This is a genomic window from Blastopirellula retiformator (genome assembly GCF_007859755.1).
Lineage (GTDB): Bacteria > Planctomycetota > Planctomycetia > Pirellulales > Pirellulaceae > Blastopirellula > Blastopirellula retiformator.
Window position 1 is genome coordinate 1,252,832 of record NZ_SJPF01000001.1, and the last position, 17,407, is coordinate 1,270,238.

The 17,407-nt window shown below is 60.7% G+C and carries 12 protein-coding genes; 4 read left to right on the plus strand and 8 right to left on the minus strand.

The window, feature by feature from the left end; genetic code table 11:
• Positions 1 to 41 precede the first annotated feature (41 nt).
• The gene (locus tag Enr8_RS05240) at positions 42 to 2,273 is read right to left on the minus strand and encodes an ArnT family glycosyltransferase (protein WP_146429532.1); all 2,232 of its coding nucleotides are present in this window, start codon (positions 2,271 to 2,273) and stop codon (positions 42 to 44) included.
• Between the two features lie 237 nt (positions 2,274 to 2,510).
• Here Enr8_RS05240 and Enr8_RS05245 point away from each other — a divergent pair, with 237 nt between their 5' ends.
• Positions 2,511 to 3,530, plus strand: a complete 1,020-nt coding sequence (locus tag Enr8_RS05245) for a dihydrodipicolinate synthase family protein (protein ID WP_146429533.1) — start codon at positions 2,511 to 2,513, stop codon at positions 3,528 to 3,530.
• 308 nt (positions 3,531 to 3,838) lie between these two features.
• Here Enr8_RS05245 and Enr8_RS05250 read toward each other — a convergent pair whose 3' ends face one another.
• The 5 genes from Enr8_RS05250 to Enr8_RS05270 form a co-directional block, all read right to left on the minus strand.
• Positions 3,839 to 4,237 (minus strand): hypothetical protein, encoded by a 399-nt coding sequence (locus tag Enr8_RS05250; protein WP_146429534.1) that lies wholly within the window; start codon positions 4,235 to 4,237, stop codon positions 3,839 to 3,841.
• Positions 4,234 to 5,574 (minus strand): PepSY-associated TM helix domain-containing protein, encoded by a 1,341-nt coding sequence (locus Enr8_RS05255; protein ID WP_146429535.1) that lies wholly within the window; start codon positions 5,572 to 5,574, stop codon positions 4,234 to 4,236. Before Enr8_RS05255 ends, Enr8_RS05250 begins: the two co-directional genes overlap by 4 nt.
• Before the next feature lie 113 nt (positions 5,575 to 5,687).
• Complete coding sequence (locus Enr8_RS05260) at positions 5,688 to 6,764, minus strand: DUF1559 domain-containing protein (RefSeq protein WP_146429536.1); 1,077 nt, start codon at positions 6,762 to 6,764, stop codon at positions 5,688 to 5,690.
• A gap of 56 nt (positions 6,765 to 6,820) precedes the next feature.
• A complete protein-coding gene (locus Enr8_RS05265; RefSeq protein WP_146429537.1) occupies positions 6,821 to 7,795 on the minus strand; it encodes a DUF1559 domain-containing protein in 975 nt (324 codons plus the stop codon).
• A 120-nt stretch (positions 7,796 to 7,915) separates the two neighbouring features.
• A complete protein-coding gene (locus tag Enr8_RS05270) occupies positions 7,916 to 8,590 on the minus strand; it encodes a hypothetical protein (protein ID WP_146429538.1) in 675 nt (224 codons plus the stop codon).
• Positions 8,591 to 8,959: 369 nt separating this feature from the next.
• On the opposite strand from Enr8_RS05270, the gene Enr8_RS05275 reads away from it, so the two are divergent.
• A complete protein-coding gene (locus Enr8_RS05275) occupies positions 8,960 to 11,287 on the plus strand; it encodes a TolC family protein (protein WP_146429539.1) in 2,328 nt (775 codons plus the stop codon).
• Here Enr8_RS05275 and Enr8_RS05280 read toward each other — a convergent pair.
• Positions 11,284 to 11,688: a GNAT family N-acetyltransferase gene (locus tag Enr8_RS05280; RefSeq protein ID WP_146429540.1), complete on the minus strand. Its 405-nt coding sequence runs from the start codon at positions 11,686 to 11,688 to the stop codon at positions 11,284 to 11,286. The two genes, Enr8_RS05275 and Enr8_RS05280, sit on opposite strands and share 4 nt — an antisense overlap.
• 110 nt (positions 11,689 to 11,798) lie before the next feature.
• Here Enr8_RS05280 and Enr8_RS26575 point away from each other — a divergent pair, with 110 nt between their 5' ends.
• Complete coding sequence (locus Enr8_RS26575; RefSeq protein WP_222434797.1) at positions 11,799 to 12,179, plus strand: type II toxin-antitoxin system HicB family antitoxin; 381 nt, start codon at positions 11,799 to 11,801, stop codon at positions 12,177 to 12,179.
• Between the two features lie 137 nt (positions 12,180 to 12,316).
• Here the strand turns inward: Enr8_RS26575 and tssH are convergent, their stop codons facing one another.
• Entirely contained in the window at positions 12,317 to 14,995 is a 2,679-nt protein-coding gene (gene tssH / locus Enr8_RS05295; RefSeq protein WP_146429541.1) for a type VI secretion system ATPase TssH, read from the minus strand.
• Positions 14,996 to 15,381: 386 nt separating this feature from the next.
• Here tssH and Enr8_RS05300 point away from each other — a divergent pair, with 386 nt between their 5' ends.
• A complete protein-coding gene (locus Enr8_RS05300) occupies positions 15,382 to 17,403 on the plus strand; it encodes an efflux RND transporter periplasmic adaptor subunit (protein ID WP_146429542.1) in 2,022 nt (673 codons plus the stop codon).
• The last annotated feature ends 4 nt before the right edge of the window (positions 17,404 to 17,407 follow it).

Consider the following 17,407-nt stretch of genomic DNA (forward strand, 5'->3'; position numbering starts at 1 on the left):
GAGCCAGACCAATCTGGCAAGAGCGACGGGTTAGGAGAACGTTATGGAACGACCTCGTAGAACTCGCCCCAGGGCTGTTGCGGCTGGTTTTCGTCGGGATTGGCAGGCAACTCGGCGGGGCGGATGACCCCTTGGGCGACCAGTTCGGCAAAGAAGTCAGGCGTGACGAACTCGGCGAAGCCATAGTTGCCGGGACTGCGAAACCGGGCAATTTCGCTCCAGCTTACGTAGATATGGCTGACTTTGCGGGCGTGGAGCAGCTCTTTCCGCTCGGCCGCCGACTTGCCGACTAGCCCCACCAGGGGAGAGGCGTCAAAGCAGGTGTGGTAATCGATCGGCGTCTGCATATAGAAGACGTCCGCCTTGCCCTCGACGATCGCTTTGTGGTCCGCGGGGACCAACTCGGCGAGTAGGCCGGGATCGGGTCCGGCGTTGGCCTCTTTTAACAGCTGATAGTCGGTGAAGTAAAAGGTAGGCGCCAGGAAGGAGTTCCGCCAGTTGATCCACAAGAAGCAAATCGCCAAACCAACCGCCGCCAGCGAACTACAGACGGCGCGCCAACCGGCCGCCGAAATCCGCGCCGCGGCGTAGCCTGCCAACAAGGCGACGACCGGCGCCAGAGGAATCAAAAAGCGATCGTAGCGATGGGTGAAAAGCCACCAGATGGCGAAGTAGGTTACGGCATACAGCAACAAGCGCCAGGCGATGGCGTCTCTGATCGAGCGATCTTCCTTCTCTTCAGGCAAGCGTTGCGGTTGCCAGATCGCCAGACCCAGCAGCACGATCGCCGTCACAGCGAGCGGAAAGAGAGCGACGTTGGTCCAGTCGCTGGCGAAAGCGACCTTTTTGATCGCGTTGATCAGCAGGGCCGACGTGACGCTGTGGCCGTCGGCGTCGGTCGGCACGGCATGGGCGGCTCGCCACTGAGCGACTTGCTCCGGCGTGCGGATCGAATCGGGAAAGATCGAACCTGCCAGCGGATAGACCGGGTTGCCGGTGTAGACGACGTTCTTGATCAGCCACGGGGCAAACAGCAGCGTCACCCCAATCGTAAAGGCGATCGCCGACTTCAGATTAAGCCGCCGTCCCTCCACCGCTATCCAGACGGCCAGCGGCATTACCAGCAGCGGCAATGCCGGGTACTTACAGGCAGTCGCCATCCCAGCCATCAGGCCCGCCAACAGTGCAAGCCGCGGTAGCGCGATCGTCGCCGCAGGATCATCGCTGCGCTGCGCCTGAAACCAAACGATTGCGGCAAAGATCGTCGCGACCGTGTAGAACGCCCAGACGCCGTCAACCAGTCCATAGACGGCGACCAGTACGATCCAGGGAGTACCGACCACGACAATCGCCGCGATCTGCCCGGCGTAACTGCCAGCGATGCGTCGGGCGGCGCAGTAAGCGGCCAGCGCGGTAAGCGGAGCGTAGAAGCTGATCAAGGTCTTGCCGACCAGCGCGCCATAAAACCACGCCTGGTCGCTGGGCCAGATTGTCATCGGCAGCAGGGCCAACATCTCGGCGCCCATCGGCAAGCCGCTGTAAGCGTTGTACGACTCGACGGCGATTCGCCCGGTGGTGAGCCATTCGGTCGGTAGTCGCAGGTGATACTCCAGCACATCGTATTCGTACGGCGGCATCATTCCGCCGAGCAGCGTGCAGAGGACGATTGGCGCGGCGGCGGCGATCCAGATCCAGGGGCTCGGTTCGCGGGCCGCTTCCGTTTCGCTGCGGGGCGTTCGCTCGCGATACCAATCCCATCCGCCCCAACCGGCCAGTCCCAACAGCGGCAAGACAATCAGCGCCGGGTAATGCAACAAGCCGACAAAGCCGATCACGAATGTCCAGAGCGAGACCGTCGCCAATCCCAAGGCGGCGGCGAACACCAACGTCTCCAGCCGCGATAGTAGCCCTGTCAAACCGATCCGAGACAACAAACAGCGGCCGACCAGCGTGGCGACCAGCATGATCATCGCCGCCAGCACAAAGACTGGCGTGCGCTGCGTGAAGAAGGGGACCGGATCGATCAGCAGATCGGCCCAGGGGCCGAGCACCAGCGGGAAGTTGCCGAGGATCGTGAACAAGACGGTCAGTCGATCGGCCGGCTCGCCCTGAAAGACGGGGATCGGCGACTGGAAATAGACGATCAGGTAGGCGAAGCCGAGCAGGGCCAACAGCGCCGCCGGGGCGAAGCGGATCAGATCGCTACTTGCGAGAGCGGGTTCGCTGCTGGGGGCGGAAGAAGAGTTTCGCTCGCGGCGTGTTTTTTTCGACATTCGACTTACGGGTCCCGCGGTTGACGTTTCGAGCGGCGAACAGCGGATTTCCCCCGGCCAGCGGCGATCATTTCTAGGATAGCTCGTTTAAATAGCACGAAAATTCAAGGAGAAAGCCGCGGCTGACTTCCCCCGGTTCATGAACTAAGATATTGAAATCGTATAAAACTTTGACTAGCTTCACGCAACGATTCTAGCCTCCCATAACCGCCGCCGTTAGACCAAGCCTCTTTGAACATGTCAAACCAAGATCGTCTCGCCGGTATCTTTACGCCCAATATCGTTCCCCTCGATTCGCGGGGGGACATCAACGAGTCGGAACTGCGGCGTTACGTCGACTGGCTGATCGACCGGGGCGTGCATGGCCTCTATCCCAATGGTTCGACCGGCGAGTTCCTTCGCTTTACCGCCGAAGAGCGACGCCGGATCATCGAGATCATGGCCGATCAGACCGCCGGCCGCGTGCCGATTTTGGCTGGCGCCGCCGAGGCGAACGTCCGCGAGACGATCAAGGCCTGCGAGACCTACTACGAATATGGTTGCCGCGCCGTCGCCATCGTGTCGCCGTTCTACTACAAGCTGACCCCGGCCGGCGTCTACGCCTACTTCAAAGAGATCGCCGACAACACGCCGATCGACGTCACGCTTTACAACATTCCGATGTTCGCCTCGCCGATCGACGTGCCGACGGTGCAGCGGTTGGCGGAAGAGTGCGACAAGGTGATCGCGATCAAGGACTCTTCCGGCGACCTGCCGCACATGATGCGAATGATCGCTGCGGTCCGTCCGCTGCGGCCCGACTTTGGTTTCATGACCGGTTGGGACGCGGCGCTGATGCCGATGATGTTGATCGGTTGCGATGGCGGCACGAATGCGACCAGCGGCGTGGCGCCAGAGATCACCCGCAAGCTGTACGACCTGACCAAGGCGGGACGCATCGACGAAGCCCGCGACCTGCAATATCGGTTGCTGAAGCTGTTTGACGCGATGCTCTATAACAGCGAGTTCCCGGAAGGTTTCCGGGCGGCGATCGCGCTGCGTGGTTTTCATCCCGGCAAGGGACGTCAGCCGCAGTCGGAAAGCCAACTGGAAGCGATTGACGTGCTCAAACGCGAACTGCAATGTTTGCTGGCGGCCGAAGGTTATGTTGATGAGCCGGTCGGCGGCTGTGCGATCAAGGAAGAAGTCGACTCGGACGAGGTTGCCCGGATCGTGCAAAACGTCGTCGGCGAACTAAAACGCCGCGGCCTCGCATAGGCCAAACAGGTTAGCAGTCCGTTGATTTTCTCGACGGACTGCGTGATCGCACGGATGCGATCCCAAAATAACGACGTAAGTCGTTATTTTGCGAGCCGCGAAGAGCAATGCTCTGAGCCTGGCGAGGTTGGAAAATGCCACGATGGCATTTTTCAACAGGCAGTTAGCCCCGAAAGCTCTCGCTTTCGGGGCCGACAAAGTCGGCAGGAAGCATCACTCCGCGGCGAGCCCCAAGCCGGCTGACCACTCAACAAATAAAGCGCGCAGGAGCATCGATTCCCGAACGCTTTCGCCTTTTCTAGTGACGATTACCGCGGCATCTTCAGCCCCGGTATGTCGAGTGTGATCGCCTGACCGCTTTGCCAGTCGATCTCCAGCGGCGACGAAGCCGCACTGCCATACTTTTTCGGCAGCATGACCGGCGAACCAATCGACTCGACCGTGAAGCGATACTTGCCTGGCTCAAGCATCAGCGGACCTGCCGCGGCTGGCTGTACCAGTTCAAACGACCCATCCGCCGCGGTCGTGCCAAAACCAATCGGGGTATCAACGCCATCGGCGCGATAGACGTTGACCTGCATCTCGGCCAGGGGATTTTCACCAGTGGTCAAACGCCCGGTGGCGCCGCCGGTGACGGGTGTTGGCCCGCAGCCAGCCATTGCCAGTAGTGAAAACGTCAGACAGGCAAGCGAAAGCGAGCGAATCATACGGATGCGACCTCCGGCGCACGGGGTTGGCGAAGTCCCAGCCAGCCGCGAATGCCTGGCGAGCGACGCAAGACGAAGCGCTCCGCTAGATAGACGGCTAGCAACGACGCTCCAAACAACGGGAGATAAACGGCCAGCGCGACGACAATCACCAGCAGGCCAACAGATAACCGCGGCGCCGAGCCAACCGCCGGGGCGCCCAAGACGCCCTGGTCGCGCCGCCGCCACCACAGGATTACGCCGCTCGCGCTCAGCAAGATCAAACCGCTGGTAGTGATCACTCCCAGCAGTTGATTGGGCCAACCGAACAGTTGCCCTTCGTGCAGGGCGATGCCAACGCCGACGACCTGATCGATCACGTGACGATCGCCAAAATTCTGCCGGCTGATCAATTCACCACTCTCGCCGTCGATCGTTAGATTCACGCGATAGGGGCGGTTCTGCGTCATCGACGCGACCTTCCACTCGGTCGAGTCTCCGCGCGGCGGCGAGACAATCACCGGCGACGGGAGGTCGAGCGGCGTTACCGCTGCGGCGACTTGATTGGCCGCGCCGTAGTCACGCGGCGTCGGCTCGCTCGACTCTTTCATGGTCCGCGATCGGCTGATCTGCCAATCTTGCCGGGCAACCGCCGTACCGGTCCACTGGCGAGCTGTGCGGAAGTAGTTGCCCCAGAAGGTCGACCACGGCAAGCCGGACAGGATCAATACGATCGCAAAACCGGAAATCCAGATGCCGGAGACGCTATGGATGTCGCGCCAGAAAATCTTCTTGCCGCTCATCAGTCGAGGGAACAGCACGCCGCCGAAGCCCGACCACTTGCGCGGCCACCACAAGTAGAGACCGGTGAAGATCAGCACCAACGTCCAACAGGCGGTTAGCTCTACCAGGTAAGAGCCGCGGTTGCCGAGAAACAGTTCGCCATGCATCCGGCGAATCACGGCGATGAAGCGATCGGCTTCCACCTTTTGTCCGAGCAACGTGCCGCTGGCTGGATCGACATAGCAGCGGACCCGTTCGCCGTTCTGAGTGACGATGATCCGGGTTGCGGCGCCCGGCGATTGGGGCAGTTCAAACGAGTGGAACCGGGCGGCAGGCAGCGCCGCCAACGTCGCTTCGATCTGTTCCGAAATCGGCAGCGAAGTTTTGCCGGCTGGCAACTGGTCGTACGGACGATCGATCCATGACTCGATCTGCGGTTTGAACAGGTAGATCGTGCCGCTGATTGACAGGACGAGGAGGATCGGTATGCAAAACAGGCCGGCATAAAAATGCCACCGCCATACCGCGCGGTAGTCGGGCCAAGGCCGCTTGCGCGGCGAGTTGGAATTGTCCATGGAACTTCTATTGTCTGGGGAGGGAATATCTGGGGAAAGCGCACGCGGAGCCTGCGCGCTTTGTTGCCGAAAGCGCGCCAGGCCCCAAGGTGCGAGTTGAAGATGCGTCCGGGTTAGAACTCGCCCAGAACTTCGCCGCCGTTGACGCTATGCAAGGCGCGATGCGTCGACAGGTCGATCGTGTCTGGCAGCAATCGCACCGAGCCGTCGCCAAAGGTGACGTTGGCGCCGCCGGGATGGTAACTGCGCGGGGCGAAGTAGCCAGTCCAGTGGGTCACCACATCGGGAATACGGCTGTTGGGCGTATGGTAACCGTTGGTCATCGAGTTGATGGCCCCGGTAAACGCCCATGACATTCCCCGGCCGCGAATCGCGGCGCTTTCGCCGCCGCGCCACGAGGTGAAGCCGGTCCAGAAGGTGGAGATGTCGGGATTGGAGATCGCGCCATCGCCATTGGTGTAGCTGCTCCAGCCGCCGCCGTTGCCGGGCATGCCTTGCTTCGTCGGATCGGGATTGCTGGAGCCGACGCCGCTGGAGCCGTTCAGCGTGAACTGATACGGATAGGGAGGCGTTTCGCCGGCAGGCAAGGTCATGTCCGCGCCGACGCTGCGGACCGTTTCGCTCATCACGACGCTGTTGCTGGTTCCGTCGGTCATGTCGCGGAAGCCAGCCTTGGAGTATTGGTAGAAAATCCCGTCGGTCTTGTGCTTGAAGTCGTAGTTGACGCCGGTTCCGCTGCCAAAGCTGACCATGTAGTTCAAGCAGCCATAGGTATTGCCCGACGAGGTCGTCTGCGATGGCGCCGGATCACTCGGGCACAAGAAGAGGGACAGCGGGGTTTCGAACGCGGTGGCGAACGCAGCGTTCGGCGACTTGCCGCTCCAGCCGCCGCTGAAGGCGGCTAGCGAGTAGTCGAGTTGGTCGTTCAGGTTCCCTTGCTCGACGTAGGGGAGCAGGCGAGCCTGGACTGAAAAGTCGGTGTCGACCGTGCCGGCCATCGGAAAGACCTTGAAGGTCGATTCGTAGTTGTGCAGGGCCAAGCCAAGCTGCTTCAGGTTATTGGTGCACGACATCCGGCGTGCCGCTTCGCGGGCCTGTTGCACAGCCGGCAGCAGCAAGGCGATCAGAACGCCGATGATGGCGATCACCACCAGCAATTCGACCAAGGTAAAAGCGTGACGTAGTTTCATGATTGTATTGCTATTTGTTAGGTCTATTTCGAATGAATCGGGAGCGGTTGCGGCGATTAGTACTCGCCGATCACTTCTCCACCACCACGGGTCGCCAGGGCTCGCCAAATAACGATATCGACCGTTTCGCCGACGAAGCGGACGCTGCCGTCGACTCTAGCGGCTTGCACGCCGCCGGGATGTTGGCTGCGAGCGCTGGTGATCGCGAAGTTGTGATACCCGTTGTGGCAATCCGGTGAACTGGAGTTCGGTCCGTACCAGTGGTTGTAGAGCGCGTCGGCGAGATGGCCGTTGACCCATTTCGCGCCCCGCTGTCCCGACCAGGCGGGCGCCGAACTGGGCGTGCAAGCCGATTCGGTCGTTTGCGTGTTGGTGTCGAGCTGGATGACTCGATGCCGATAGTCGTTGTTGGATGGAGCGGAGTCGTTTCCGTCTCCCAGCAAGTGCTCGCTAAACACGACCGTGTTGCTGGTGCCGTCGGTGACGTCGCGGAAGCCGGTCTTAGACAGTGAGAAGATCACGCCGTCGGAATTGGCGTTGGCGCCGTCGTCCGAAGCGTCGCTAATGTTGTTGACGCCCGATCCGAGCGACATGGGGTAGCTGATGCCTCCGTAAACGCTGCCTGGAACTTCGTCCCGGTCACTGGGGCAAAGTAGCAACGAAAGACGAGTTTGGGCCGCCGTATCGTTCTCGCCGACCAGCGTCGCGTCGTACGACCCGGCGAAGGCGTTCATCGGCGGTACTTCGTAATGCAGCAGGTCGCCCAGGTTTCCTTGGTCGACATAGGGGAGCAACAGCGATTGCGGCGACCAGACGAACGGATAGCCGAGTCCGCCGGGCGGGAACGAGCCATGCGTGTCATGGTAGTTGTGCAGCGCTAGGCCAAGCTGCTTCAGGTTATTGGTGCACGACATCCGGCGTGCCGCTTCGCGGGCCTGTTGCACAGCCGGCAATAGCAGGGCGATCAAAACGCCGATGATGGCGATCACCACCAGCAGTTCGACCAAGGTAAAAGCGTGACGTAGTTTCATGGTTATGGAAATTGGGTGTGTGGGTTGCGATTTGTGAGATCGCGCGTGCGCACCAGTTAGCGCAAGCGCATACGGCGATTCTGTGAGAGGGCGAATCGGTTGCAGACAACCAATCGCTATCTAAGCCGCAATCGCATCCGGCGGCGGGCTGGCCGGCGTCAAGACAAGCGACGTCGGCGTCGTTTCGCCGGTGGTTAGAAAGCCGCAGAACTCCAGTCGGGGGCTCCAAGAGGGAGCGACCGGTTCTACGACCGAACTTGAGAAAATTGCAAACAGCTCCGGCAAGCCGCCGCAGCGTGAGATCGTGAAGAAGGGGCCTTTGTAGGGCGCCGAGTTGGTCGGCGAAGCACTCGTCTCAGGCGACGAGCAGCAGTTGTCGGACTTCTTGGCGCAACAACTCTTGGTCTTGGCGGCACAGCACGACGCCACCTGCTTGGCGGCGCAGCAACTTGGCTTCGCAGCTTGCACGATCGCCGCTTCGGCCATCAGCTTGGCGACAATATTGTCAGGCGGGGTGACGCCGTTCGTTTCGGCCCAGGCCAAACGCTCCTCAGGCGTATTGCAGCAGCAGTTGTTCCAGCAGGTGTATGCGTCGCGGCAGCCGCACGTTCCTCCCTGACAGGGAAACGGAATCGAGAGATCCTGCGGAACGAAACCGCGGAAGCGGACGCCGAACGACAGGAAGACGATGTTCGCGATCAGCAACATCGAGATCAGGGTGCGCCGGCGCAGCACGAAGCGATTGCGGACCCATGGCCGCAGATCGCATCGCCAGCTGGCAAGACGCTGGTACACCTCTTAACCCCTCCGATCGGAATAATTGCTTGAGGGTAACTGCTGACAGCGGTGCTGGCAACTGCGGCGAATTGTCGCAGGGGGCGCCTAATCAGCAGGCGTTGAAGTCGTCCCAGGCGGTCAAATCGAGAAACTGGCTGGCGAGTCTACCGCTGGCGCCAATTGCTAGCAAAGCGCCGATTCGGGGAAAGATTCCGAAATTGCGGGATTGATGGAGCGATTATGCCACGTTTGCCGAAAAGACTTCGAGGATAGCTAGTTCTGCCGACTGGGTTGTGATTGTTGACCATGGGTTAAACCGTTGCGACGCCTGGCTAGGGAAACGAGCTGACGATTACTCGATTTCGGTGACCTGAGGAAAGGACGGCGATGCTCCATCGCTGGACGAAACAGATCCTAGTGGCGCTTAGCTGCGTCGCCCTTGCGCTCAACGGCTGTTCGTTGCGGTGCTGGCGGCTCTATGACTGTCCCGATCCTCCTGCGTACGACGAAGATCTGATTGCCAAGTACGCCGGTCGCGGTCTGACGATAGAAGATCCGGTTCCCAACGCGTGCGAAGACGATTTTCTGCCAAGCGTACCGGTCTCGCCCGATGCGGCGGTCAGCGGCGAGGTAAAGTATGCCAACATCTCACTGCAGGAAGCGGTCGAAACGGCGCTGGCCAACTCGCAGGTCATGAAAGACCTGGGGGGAGTGCTCCGCAGCCCCGATGCGCTCGAAACGATTTACGACCCAGGCCGCGTCTATACTGACGGCCAGTTTGGTGAAGAAGCCGCTTTGAGCGCGTTTGACGCCAGCTTTGGCGCGGCGGCTTATTTTGAGCAAAACGACTATGGCGTTAACAACGTCACGGTCGGCCAGAACGGCCTGTTCAAGCAAGACTATAACAACTACGAGTTCGGGATCGAAAAGAAGAGCGTCACCGGCGCCACCTTCAGCTTGCGCAACGTCACGCAGTACGACAATAACAACCAGGAAGCGTCGTTCATCACGAACCCGTTTACCTTCGGACAGTCGTGGACCAACTATGCCGAAGCGCAGTGGCGGCAACCGTTGTTGCAAGGCGCCGGCGTCATGTACAACCGGATCGCCGGTCCCAATGGTGAGCCGGGCTTCGCCAATGGCGTGTTGGTCGCTCGCACCCGCACCGACATCAGCCTGGCCGAGTTTGAAGTTGCCGTCCGCAATCTGGTCAGCGACGTCGAGAACGCTTACTGGGATCTCTATTACGCCTATCGCGATCTCGACGCCAAGGTCGAAGCCCGCGACAACGCTCTTCGCGTGTGGCAAAACGTCCAGGCCAACGCCGGACAAGGACGCCGCACCGCCGACCAGGAAGGTCAGGCCCGCGAACAGTACTACCGGTTTGAGTCGGAAGTGATCAACTCGCTGCATGGCCGACTGACGCCGCGCACGCAGACCAACTACGGCAGCTCGGGCGGTACGTTCGTGCAGACGGGCGGCGTTCGCGTTTCGGAGCGGCGGTTGCGCGTGATCATGGCGGTCGACATCAATGGCCCGCAGCTGCTGCGACCGTCGGATGATCCGCCGGTGGCGAAGGTGAAGTTCGACTGGGATGCGATCGCGCTAGAAGCGGTCGCCCGGCGTCCCGAACTCCGCCGCCAGAAGTGGGTCATCAAGCAGAAAGAACTGGAACTGCTGGCGAACAAGAACTTCCTGAAACCGCAGCTTGACCTGGTCGCCCGCTATCGCTTGCGTGGGTTCGGCAAAGATCTGTGGGGTTATGATCAGCCGCAGTACGATAACGCCGTGCAAAGCATGATGGATGGCGATTTCCAGGAATATCAGATGGGAATCGAGTTCGACATGCCGATCGGCTTTCGCCGGGGACATGCCGCCGTCCGCAGTTCGGAACTCGCCCTGGCTCGCGAAAAGGCGATCCTCCGCGAGCAAGAGAACTTCATCATGTACGGTTTGAGCAACACCTACGGCGAAATCGAACGGGCTCACCAGGTGATGGAAGCCCAGTTCAACCGCCGCGAAGCGGCCTATGCCCAACAGCGGGCCGTCGAAGCTTCGCACGAAGCGGGTTTCGCCCCGCTCGATTTGCTATTGGAAGCCCAACGCCGCGTGATCGACGCCAATATCTTGTTCTACCAGGCCCGCGTCGACTACGCCCAAGCGATCAAGAACGTCCATTACGAAAAGGGCTCGTTGCTGGAGCACAACAACATCTTCATGGCGGAAGGCCCGTGGCCGCAAAAGGCGTACAACGACGCCTTGCAGCGCGACATGAACAAGCGGCACGCGCTGACCAACTTTGTGATCAACGACGCGCTAATCGGCAAGAAGAACCGTCCGTCGTTCCCGCTAGAGCCGTCGAAGAAGCCGTACGAGAGCACGCCGATCTTTGAAGGGCCAGCTTTTCCCGAAACGTCGGACGCTCAGCCGGCGATGCCGCAGAACCCGCTTCGTCAAGAGAAGAGCGAACCATCCAGCGTCCAACCGGCGTCGGCGACCGCCCCGGTGCAGCAGGATACCTCGGCCAAGGTGATTCAAGCGATGGGCGATCAATCGATCGACTTCGGTGGCGAGGACGAAGTTCACTCGCCGGTCTGGATCCATCGTGCCGCCAAAGCCCAGGATGCTCCGCCGGTGATCGAAGCGACCGGCGATCGCCCGGTCGACTTCAGCAGCGACGAGCCGACCGACTCGGCCATCTGGATCAACCGCTAAGACGATTCGCTCCGCTGGATCCAACACGACGGATGCTGCGTCATGCCGATGTGCGGATAGTACTCGACCGCCTGGGGCGCCGACAGCAAAATCAGGTTCGTCTGCTGCCCGCCTGCTTCGTGGGTGCGCCGGATCAACTCTTTGCCGATCCCTTGCCGCTGATAGGCGACATCGACCGCCAGGTCCGACAGATAGGTGCAATAGCTATAGTCGGTCAGTGCCCGGGAGATGCCGACCAGTAGCTCCCCATCGCGAGCCGTGACGATCAAATCGGCATGCCGCAGCATCGCCTCGATACGCTGGGGATCATTAATCGGCCGGCGTTCAGCCAGCGTGGAACGCTCGAGCAGGTCGAGGAACTCGGGGGTGGCTAGATCGGGTTCGAGTTGGTAGGTGGGCATGAGAATCTCAGGGGGAAGATTGTCGGTGGCGTTGCCGATAAGCATAATGGAACGACCAGAGCAAGCGAAGGTTTGCAACGCTCTTTGTCGATTCGAGGAGGTTTTGACCCATGCGACAGGTCGTGTTGTATCCCGATTTGGAAGATGGCGGCTGGATTGCCGAGGTTCCGAGTCTGCCCGGCTGCCTTAGCCAAGGGGATTCCAAGGAAGAGGCGATTGCCAACGTTCGCGATGCGATCGATACCTGGATTGACGGCATGCAAGCGGCGGGGCAGTCGATTCCTTCGATGTCCAGATCTGCGTTGTGTAGTGCCAAACGCACGAAGTGGAAGTGGTCATGCCTCCTCTCCCGATTCTCCATTCTCGTGATCTGTGCCGAGCCCTCGCTAAGGTCGGGTTCAAGGAACAGCCCGGACGTGGCAAAGGGAGTCACGCGTTCCTCTAACGGGCTGATCCGCCGAGAGGGATTACTGTTCCGAAGGGGGAGCTGAAACGCGGGACCGTTCGGGCAATTCTTCGGCAGGCCGATTTGACGGTCGACGAACTTCTCAAACTTCTCTAGCGCAAAAAAAAGGCGGCCCTGCTGATGACCGCCCTCGACGTGCGCTGTGCTCTCTCTGACCTCGAACTACGAAATCTCGTAGGCGAAGTCCCCCGTCTCGTTGACCGTGACGTTGACGCCGCCGATGTCGTCTCCTTCGGCCATCCGGGCCAAAAACTCTGACGACAGTTCCGGCAGCAGCGTGCGGGTCAAAATCTTGTCGACGTTCCGGGCGCCGGTGTCGACTTCCGTACAGCGAGCCGCGATCGCGTCGACCAGCGTGTCGGTGTAGTCGAACGAGGCGTTGTAGTTTTCTTTGACCCGTTTGCCAACCTTCTTTAGCTTCAGACGCACGATTTGCTTCATCACGTCGTCGGCCAGCGGGAAGTAAGGGATCACGTTGACGCGACCCAAAAACGCTGGCTTAAACGTCTTCAGTAACTCTTCGTGCAGCGCTTCGCCCAGTTGTTCCGGCGTCGGTTGACGCTGTGGATCGCGGCAGAGCTGCATGATCAGATCGGTGCCGGCGTTGGAGGTCATGATGACGACGGTGTTCTTGAAGTCGATGTCGCGACCTTCGCCATCCTTCATGTGACCTTTGTCGAAGACCTGGTAGAAGATGTCCTGCACGCCGGGGTGCGCCTTCTCCATTTCGTCGAGCAAGATCACGCTGTACGGCTTTCGGCGAACCGCTTCGGTCAGCACGCCACCCTCACCGTAACCGACATAGCCGGGAGGGGAGCCCATCAAGAGCGAAACCTTGTGCTCTTCTTTAAACTCCGACATGTTGATCGTCGTCAGGTTTTGCTCACCGCCGTACAGCAAGTTGGCCAGCGTCAGGGCCGTTTCGGTCTTGCCGACGCCGCTGGTGCCGGCCAGCAAAAAGATGCCGATCGGGCGACTCGGATCGTCGAGGTGAGCGCGCGAGGTGCGGATGCTTTCGGCGATTTGGTTCATCGCGTGGTTTTGACCGACGACTGCCTCTTCCATCAGGTTTTGCAGGTTCATGACGGTCTTGATCTCGTTCGAGACCATGCGGCCGACCGGGATGCCGGTCCAAGCGGCGACCGTTTCGGCCACCGCGGCGGCGTCGCAGCAAACGTGAACCAGCGGATCTTCCCCTTGGGCTTCTTCCAGGTCGGCGTGGGTCGCTTGGATTTGCGAGCGAATGTCGGCCCGCTCCTCGTCGGTCAGCAGGACCGGCGGTTCTTCCCCTTCTTTGACCGGGGCGCCGCGCTTGGCGTCATCGTCGATCAGCTGTTTTTGCAGGTCACGAATCTTGAAGACCAACTCTTTCTCGTTCGCCCAACGCTCGTTCAACTTCTCCAGGCGTTCGGCTTCGGTGGTGCGAGTCGTTTCCAGGTCGGCGATCGCCGCGGTGTGATCGTCGGCGCCGGCCGCCATTTCGCGTTCGAGGATCGCGATCTCGGTCGTCAGTTGTTCGATACGACGATGGGCGTCTTCGATCTCCGGCGGCGTCGAGTTCTGGCTGAGGCCGATCCGGGCACAGGTCGTATCGAGCAGACTGACCGCCTTGTCAGGCAGTTGGCGACCGCTGATGTAACGGTTGGAAAGTTTGACCGCCGACTCGACTCCTTCGTTCAAGATGCGAACGGCGTGATGCTTCTCGAGCGTCGCGACTAGGCCGCGCATCATGTCCATGCACTTCGGTTCGCTCGGCTCTTCGACCTTTACGACCTGAAAGCGGCGGGCTAGGGCGGCGTCACGCTCGAAGTACTTTTTGTACTCGGCCCACGTGGTGGCGGCGATGGTGCGCAGTTCGCCGCGAGCCAAAGCCGGCTTCAGCAAGTTGGCGGCGTCTCCCTGACCGGCTTGGCCGCCGGCGCCGATCATGGTGTGGGCTTCGTCAATGAACAGGATGATCGGCTTGGGAGAGCTTTTGACTTCTTCGATAACCGACTTCAAGCGGTTCTCGAATTCTCCTTTGACGCCGGCGCCTGCTTGCAGCAAGGCGAGATCGAGCGTGCGAATCGAGACGTTGGCCAGCACTTCCGGCACATCGCCGGCGGCGATGCGGAGGGCAAACCCTTCGACGACCGCCGTTTTGCCGACGCCGGCCTCACCGGTCAGGATCGGGTTGTTTTGACGACGACGACAGAGGATGTCGACGATCTGGCGGATTTCGTCATCGCGGCCAAGAACTGGATCGATGGCGCCGCTCTTGGCCCGCTCGGTCAGGTCGACAGTAAACTGGTCGAGCGACGGAGTCTTGGAAGCCTTTTTCGGCTTGCCGTCGGCGGCGTCGGTCTTTTCGGACTTGGTGGTCGATTCGTCGGTCTCGGCGGTGATGCTGGGGAGTTCGCGTTTGAGCGCTTCGACCGAGATCTTGCCGAGGGCCGACGAACTGCCGACGATCGCCCGTTTCGAGTTTTCGTCGCTCAAGAGCGCCAGCATGATGTGCCCGGTGCGGACCGCCGACTCGCCATATTCGACCGAAGCCAATAGCCACGCGTCGCGGGCCAGATCGACGACCGACGGGGCGATGCTGGGGGGGCGGCCATTGCCGGTTTTGAAGCGATCGATCGCCTGGGTTAATTCGGTGGTGAACTGCGTGCGATCGATTTCGCAATGCTTGAGGATCGCTTCGAGATCGGTGAACGGGGCTTCCAGCATTTTGGTCAGCCAGTGTTCGACCTCGATGTTGTAGTTGGTCCGCGACAGGCAGAGTCCGGCGGCTGATTCGAGAGCGCCGCGGCAGACCGGGTTGAGCTTGCCGACGAGTGATTTCAGATTGAGTCCGGACATCAGGGGCGGCTTTCGCGTCTGGGAAGGAGGTTGGCGTGTCGATGTTTGGCGCGCAGCAGCGCGCCTTCGGGAGTGTAGGATCATGTCGACGTACGGGGAGAAATTGCATCCCGCGGCATTTCGCTTCCGGTTAAAAAGGCGCCGGCTAGGAGGTTTGGGCGGGTTGTGAGGGCCAAATGTCGACCTGCGGCAGCAGGTTTTCAGAAAGCGACGTCTGGCTGAGCAACGTGTGAATATATTGGAACCTGTCAGTCGATCCGATTTCCCCTGATCGGTGCTGACCATTATCATGCAAGCTCTCGGCTGCGCGGCGAGGAACGCCGCCGCAAAAAGAGGCCTCGGTCTGGGTAGGATGGCCAGCCGTAGCGCCACTTTATAGTCCGCTTATGTCTTCAGAGTCCCCAATCTCCGTCACCACGGCCGAGGATGCTCGCCGTCAACTCGATTCGTTGCTGGACGAACTGGCCGATCTGGCCGAAGGTGCGTCGCCGCCGGAAGAGTTTTGGCCCGAGTTGCTGTCGCGGTTGATCTTCGCCGCGTCCGCCACCGGCGCCGCCATTTGGCAAGTCGGCGCTTCGCGGAGCCTGCAGCCGTTGTACGAACAAGGTTTTGACAAGGTCTATTCGGCCGCTCAGCGCGACGTAGCGATCGATATCGACGCCTGTTCGCTAGAAGCGGCGCTCCGCAAACCGAAAGCTTCGGCCATCGTCAGCGGCGGTGAGCAAGGAGGAACGGCCCGGTTGATGATGGCCGCGCCGCTGGAAATGGTCGCCCGAACCAGCGGATTGCTCGTCCTGTATCAACCGGCCGATTTGCCGACGGCGACGCAGAACGGGCAGCTGCGGTTGCTGGACGCCTTTAGCGAGATCGCCGTTCATTACCAAGAGCGGCGTCTGTTGGCTGACTTTGCCGGCGCCGAGCAGAACTGGAAGAATCAACTTTATTTCGCTCACGACATCCATCGCGATCTCGACGTCAAAAGAACCTGTTACCGCATCGCCAACGACGGGCGATTGGCGCTGGACGCCGATCGGATCAGCGTCGCGCAGTGGGATGGTCCGGTCGCCTGTGTGCAGGCGATCAGCGGCATCGACGTTATCAACCGTCGCGCGGCGGTCGTTCGCAAGCTGGAGCGACTCGCCACCGCCGTCGCCAAACAAAAGCAACCGATCATCTTCCGCGGAGATCGCGAAAATCTGCCGCCGCAGATCGAAGAGGCGCTGGTCGACTATCTGGAAGAATCGCCAGCACGCCTGGTGATTGCGACGCCGCTGATCCGTGAGGATGACCGGCGCGATGATGAGAAAACTGCCGGCGAAGGAACATTGGTCGGCGTGATGATCGTCGAACAGTTGGAAGCGACCGATGTAGAGCGTCTGGCGTCGCGCACGCGCGGCCTGGCCGAGACGGCGGCGCTGGCGCTCGACAACGCGCAACGCTACGAACGGCTTCCCTTGCGCGGCTTGATGCAACTGGTCGGCGTAACGCTGGCTCAATTCGGGTGGCGGAAGCTTTCGCGCACGATGCGGTATGTGTTGCCGGTGTTGCTCGTTTTGCTAGCGACCTGGTTAATTCCGGCTCGGTTCGAGATCGACGTCCGCGGGCAATTGCAGCCCGAAGTCGAGCGGCAGCTCTTCGCCCCGCTCGATGGCTACGTCGACGAGATCTTGGTGAAACATGGTCAGATGGTCGACGCCGGACAGGTGGTCGCCAAGCTCCGCTCGCCGGATCTGGAACTGAAGCAGACCGAAACGGCTGGTCTATTGGCGGCGGCGCAGTCCGAGCTGGACGCCGTCCGCGTTGAACGGACGCAGAATCTGCGCCGTAGCGACGACCGTCGCGACAGCCGCACCGCCGATCGCGAGCAACTGTCGGCCGATGAGATTCGCCTGACCCGGCGGATCGACAACTTGCAGCAGCAACTGCAGCTGCTCGACGCTCAGCAGCAGAGCCTAACTTTGACGGCGCCGGTCGCAGGACAGATTTTGAGCTGGGAGATTGAAGAAACGTTGATGGCTCGCCCGGTGTCGCGAGGCGATTCACTGCTGAAGGTCGCCGAAGTGGACGGACCGTGGGTGCTGCAGCTGGAAGCGGCCGATCGGCGCACCAAGCATATCCTCGACGCTCAGGCGATAAGCGACGAGCCGCTGGCGATCACTTTCCATCTGGTCAGCGAACCCGGCGTCAAGCATCCAGCGGTGCTGATCGAAGTGTCGCAAGTGATCGACGTTGGCAGCGAAACCGACGAGCCGGCGGCGCTGTTAACGGCCAGCTTCGACAAGTCGGAAGTCGACTTCCTGCGTCCGGGCGTTTCGGTCTCGGGCCGGGTCGATTGCGGCACGCGAAGCTTGGCTTACGTTTGGACGCACGAACTTTGGGAAGCGGTCCGCCGCCGCCTTTTCTGGTAACCAG

Excerpts from the sequence above, each read along its gene's own strand:
- Enr8_RS05265 (WP_146429537.1), bottom strand. The coding sequence starts at position 7,795 with ATGAAACTACGTCACGCTTTTACCTTGGTCGAACTGCTGGTGGTGATC.
- Enr8_RS05240 (WP_146429532.1), bottom strand. The coding sequence starts at position 2,273 with ATGTCGAAAAAAACACGCCGCGAGCGAAACTCTTCTTCCGCCCCCAGC.
- tssH (WP_146429541.1), bottom strand. The coding sequence starts at position 14,995 with ATGTCCGGACTCAATCTGAAATCACTCGTCGGCAAGCTCAACCCGGTC.
- Enr8_RS05300 (WP_146429542.1), top strand. The coding sequence starts at position 15,382 with ATGTCTTCAGAGTCCCCAATCTCCGTCACCACGGCCGAGGATGCTCGC.
- Enr8_RS26575 (WP_222434797.1), top strand. The coding sequence starts at position 11,799 with ATGCGACAGGTCGTGTTGTATCCCGATTTGGAAGATGGCGGCTGGATT.
- Enr8_RS05250 (WP_146429534.1), bottom strand. The coding sequence starts at position 4,237 with ATGATTCGCTCGCTTTCGCTTGCCTGTCTGACGTTTTCACTACTGGCA.
- Enr8_RS05245 (WP_146429533.1), top strand. The coding sequence starts at position 2,511 with ATGTCAAACCAAGATCGTCTCGCCGGTATCTTTACGCCCAATATCGTT.
- Enr8_RS05275 (WP_146429539.1), top strand. The coding sequence starts at position 8,960 with ATGCTCCATCGCTGGACGAAACAGATCCTAGTGGCGCTTAGCTGCGTC.
- Enr8_RS05255 (WP_146429535.1), bottom strand. The coding sequence starts at position 5,574 with ATGGACAATTCCAACTCGCCGCGCAAGCGGCCTTGGCCCGACTACCGC.
- Enr8_RS05260 (WP_146429536.1), bottom strand. The coding sequence starts at position 6,764 with ATGAAACTACGTCACGCTTTTACCTTGGTCGAATTGCTGGTGGTGATC.
- Enr8_RS05280 (WP_146429540.1), bottom strand. The coding sequence starts at position 11,688 with ATGCCCACCTACCAACTCGAACCCGATCTAGCCACCCCCGAGTTCCTC.